This window comes from uncultured Methylobacterium sp., from assembly GCF_964242245.1.
Lineage (GTDB): Bacteria > Pseudomonadota > Alphaproteobacteria > Rhizobiales > Beijerinckiaceae > Methylobacterium.
In genome coordinates this window covers 1-4,271 of the sequence record NZ_CAXTBY010000059.1, presented here as the reverse complement: position 1 = coordinate 4,271, position 4,271 = coordinate 1, and the positions used below count along the sequence as shown (strand labels likewise).

Annotated in this window: 4 protein-coding genes; 1 reads left to right on the top strand and 3 read right to left on the bottom strand. The window is 72.1% G+C overall.

Annotation, left to right across the window (positions count from 1 at the left end; translation table 11 throughout):
• The coding region (locus tag ACFE8Y_RS13230; protein ID WP_375464848.1) for a class II aldolase/adducin family protein at window positions 1–767 on the bottom strand (767 nt) is incomplete at its 3' end.
• Between the two features lie 131 nt (window positions 768–898).
• Here ACFE8Y_RS13230 and ACFE8Y_RS13225 point away from each other — a divergent pair.
• A complete protein-coding gene (locus ACFE8Y_RS13225) occupies window positions 899–1,606 on the top strand; it encodes a GntR family transcriptional regulator (protein WP_375464847.1) in 708 nt (235 codons plus the stop codon).
• Between the two features lie 13 nt (window positions 1,607–1,619).
• Here ACFE8Y_RS13225 and ACFE8Y_RS13220 read toward each other — a convergent pair whose 3' ends face one another.
• A complete protein-coding gene (locus ACFE8Y_RS13220; protein ID WP_375464846.1) occupies window positions 1,620–2,645 on the bottom strand; it encodes a histone deacetylase family protein in 1,026 nt (341 codons plus the stop codon).
• Between the two features lie 43 nt (window positions 2,646–2,688).
• Complete coding sequence (locus ACFE8Y_RS13215; protein ID WP_375464845.1) at window positions 2,689–3,909, bottom strand: diguanylate cyclase domain-containing protein; 1,221 nt, start codon at window positions 3,907–3,909, stop codon at window positions 2,689–2,691.
• Between the last annotated feature and the right edge of the window lie 362 nt (window positions 3,910–4,271).

The following is a 4,271-nucleotide window of genomic DNA, read 5'->3' as shown; positions in this document are numbered from 1 at the left end:
GGGTCCGTGCGCGCCAGCATCCGCTTGAAGGCGTCCCACTCGTTGTCGGGGGCGCCCTCGACCTCGACCCGGTCGTAGCCGACAGCGTACTGCCCGGCGGTCTTGGCGGCGACGGCCGCCGACGGACGGATGACCGGTGCCCCCGACGACTGGATCGCGAGCTGCGCCCGGCAGGAGCGCTCCATGTTGTGCATCAGCTTGAACGCCTCGCCGACGGAGCGCCCGCAGGTGAGCAGGCCGTGGCTGCGCAGCACCATCACGAACTTGTCGCCGATGTCGGCCACCAGCCGCTGGCGCTCGTCGAGGTCGAGCGCGATGCCCTCGTAGTCGTGGTAGGCGATCCGGCCGGCAAACTGCATCGACCACTGGTTCAGCGGCAGCAATCCCTCCTCCTGGCAGGAGACGGCGACGCCGGCCACCGTGTGGGTGTGCAGCACGCAGACCGCGTCGTGGCGGGCGGCGTGGATCGCGCTGTGGATCGTGAAGCCGGCCGGGTTGATGCCGAGCTTGAGCGGATCGTCGATCACCCGCCCGTCGATGTCGACGGTGACGAGGTTTTGCGGCGTCACCTCCTCGAAGCGCATCCCGTAGGGGTTGATCAGGAAGCGCTCGCCGTCGCCGGGCAGGCGGGCGGAGATGTGGGTGTAGATGCTGTCGTCGAGGCCGAGGCGGTGGATCAGCCGGTAGGCGGCGGCGAGATCGACCCGCATCGCGTCGATCGCGGGCTGCGGGGAATCGTGAGGCCGGAGCCGGACGGGATTGCTCATGCTGTCGCCTCGCGAACGGGTGCGTAGGACGCCAGACTGCACCCACGCGCCCGGGGCCGCAAGTCGAAACTGTCGACAGTCGACAAGACGCGCGGGTTGACCTACGCGGATGGGGCGGCCGCGGAGACACCATGCGCCTGATGGAACCCCCGGTCGGCCTGCCGGCGCTGACCGAGAGCGATCTCGTGCGCCAGATCGCGCGGCGGCTGAGCGCGGCCATCGTCGAGGGCCGGCTCCGGCCCGGCGCCCGGGTGGTCGAGGCGGCGATCGCCCGCGAGCTCGCCGTCAGCCGCGCGCCGGTGCGGGAGGCCGCCCGCCTGCTGGAGAGCCAGGGCCTGCTTGTGGCCTCGCCCCGGCGCGGCTTCTCGGTGCGGGTGCTGGCGCCCGACGACATCGACGAGCTCTACGACCTGCGCCTGTGCATCGAGCGCCACGCCGCACTCCTCGCCGCTGAGCGCCTGACGCCCGCGACGCGGGACGCCCTGCGGGCGCAGCTCAGCGTGCTGGACGGGACCGCCGCCCGCAACGATCTGGCCGCCCAGGTCGAGGAGGATTACCGGTTCCACCGCCTGATCTGCGAGGCGGCCGGGAGCCGGCGGATGCTACGCCTGTTCGACGATCTGGCCGCGGAGATGCGTGTCGTCATCGGACTGATCGGCCGGCTCTACGACGATCCGGCCCGGATCGCGCGCACCCATGCGCCGGTGCTGGCCGCCATCGAGGGCGGGAACCGCGCGGAGATCCTGCGCGAGATCGACACCCACATCGGCGTGGCTTGGCGCGAAGTCGCCAAGCTCGTGCGCGCGCTGCCGCAGGACAGTGCAGCCGCAACCGGCTGATCGGTCGGCGGGGTCAGCCCCTGGCGGCGTCGAAAGCGTCGAGGAAGGTGACGAGGTTGTGCGGGAGCGCCTCGCAGAGGTAGCCACCCTCCTGGACGATCGCAGTTGGCAGGCCCGCGCGGGCGATGGACGCGGCCGCCGCGGCAAATCCCGCCCGCGTCACCGTCAGCGCACCGATCGGATCGTCCGCGGACGCGTCGAGGCCCAGCGCCACGACGAGGCCGCGGGGGCGGTGCGCGAGGATCGCCGAGAGGCCCGCCTTGATCGCGGCGAGCCAGGGCGTGTCGCCTGATCCGAGCGGGAGCGTCAGGTTGCGATTGAAGCCGGCGCCCTCGCCCGCACCGGTCTCGTCGGCGTAGCCGGTATAGAACGGGAAATAATCGGCCGGGTCGGCGTGGACCGAGACCGTCAGCACGTCGGAGCGGGCGTAGAAGATGCCCTGCGTGCCGTTGCCGTGATGCACGTCGATGTCGAGGATCGCGACCCTGCCGCCGGTCGCGCGCATTCGCTCGGCGGCGATCGCGCTGTTGTTGAGGAAGCAGAACCCGCCGGCCGAGTCCGCGTAGGCGTGGTGGCCGGGGGGTCGGCTCAGGGCGTAGGCGTGGCCGTGGGCCAAAGCCGCGTCGGCTGCCGCCACGGCGGCCTGGGCCGAGCCGTGGACCGCGGCCCAGGTGCCGGCCCGGATCGGCGTCGAGGTGTCGGCCGTGTAGAGCCCGACGAGCCCGAGCATGCCCTCCGGCCGCCGGTGCATCTGCGGGCGGGCGAAGATCCCGGCCATCACCTCCTCGCCGGAGCCCGGCATCTCGCCGCGCCGGCCCCAGGCCTCGCGGAGGAACGCGACGTAGCCGGCATCGTGAACGGCGCGGATGGGGTCGAGGCCGTGATCGGGCGCGTCGATCAGCCCGTGGCCGGCGTTCGCGGCGGCGTCGCGCAGGATGCGGTAGCGGACCGCCTGCTCCGGATGCGGGATGATGGCGCCGCGCCGAAAATACCGCTCGGGATCGTGCCGGACGGCGTCGGCGTGGTGGAAGATGCGCATCGGGTCCTCGGTGCGATGACCCGTGCTGAGATACGCGCGCCGCTCACCGGTTCAAGGAACGCCGTCCTTCGCGGGCCCGCCCGTCGAGGCGCGCGCGGCCGAGCATCGCGTGATCGCCGCGCCCCTCCGGCCCGGCGAGTTCCACCCGGTTCCGGCCGTTCTGCTTGGCGCGGTAGAGGGCGAGGTCGGCCCGGCGCATCAGGGCGTCGAAGTCCCGTTCGCCGGGCGCGGCGTCGGCGATCCCGACGCTGACGCTCGGTCTCAAGTGCGGCAGGGTGGGAAGCCGGAGGGCGGCGAAGGCGCGCCCGATCCGGGCGGCGTCGGCGCGCGCGGCCTCCGCGGTCCGGTCCGGGATCAGGGAGGCGAATTCCTCGCCGCCCACCCGTCCGAACACGGCGCCCTCCGGCAGGAGCAACCGCCCGATCGCGCAGAAGCCGATGAGGACACCATCGCCGACGGCGTGACCGTAGGTGTCGTTAATGCTCTTGAAGTGGTCGAGGTCGAACAGGAGGAGGGCGCTCCGGCGGGGCTGCGCCAGCACGGCCTCGGCGTCGGCGACGAAGGCGCGGCGGTTGGCGATGCCCGTGAGGGGATCGAGCGAGGCGGCAAGGCGCTGCGCCCGCTCGGCCCGCTCCTTGGTCAGCGCCATGAAGACGAAGGCGATGGCGATCGTGAACAGCATGCCGGCAAAGCACAGCACCGCGAGCCAGGGCGATTGAAGCGGGTTGGCGCCGCGCGGCAGCGGCGCGACGATCGCTGCCGGAATCCGGGCGGCGTAGCATGCGCCGTAGGCGGCGAGCAGGATCACCGCCGGGTAGCGCGACACGAGCCGCTCGCGCCGCCCGCGCCAGATCTCGACGGCGCAGGCCGCGCAGAACGCGGCCGCGATGGCGGAGGCGAGGATCACCCGCGCCTCGACCGAGGCGTAGAAGGCGGGAACTGCGCAGGCTGCCGCGAAGAGCCCGCCGCCCGAGAGCGCGACCGGCAGGCGCAGGCTTCGTCCCTCGAAGGCGCGCACGCCGCTCCAGATCAGGCCGTAGGCGCCGATCAGGACCCCGTTGGCGGCGGCGATGGACGCCCAGTCCGGGATGATCCCGCGGAGCGCCAAGCCGCCGGAGGCGATCGAGCCGAGGATGTGGGCGATGCCCCAGATCGCGAGCGACCGGGTGGTGCGGGCCTGCGCCCAGGACAGGAGAAACAACGCCCCGACCAGGAAGGTCAGGACGCAGGTCACCAGCAGCAGGGTCGAGATATCGAGATGCATGGATCGTTCACGATCCCTCCCTGCCCTGCGGATGGCAAGTGCCCCCCTGCCTTCCCGAACGCCGATGCACGCCGGATCAAGGTAGTTCCAGATCGTGATGAAAGCCTGAAGCTTGACCGGCGGCGACGCGCCGGACGATCTCGCCCGGTCCGGATCTGTCATGCGCGCGGCGACGGCGTTGCGGCGTCCGCCCGCGCGCCCGATGCTTCGAGACCGATCGATCGCGACCGCATGCGGCGCGCCTCACGCGTCCGGGCGCTTGGTTCCCGGAGCCGGTTCCAACGGCGCGATCCGGAGCGTCGTGATCCGGTTCTTGGCCTTGCGCAGCACCTGGAAGCGGAAGCCGTGGAAGTTGAAGGCGG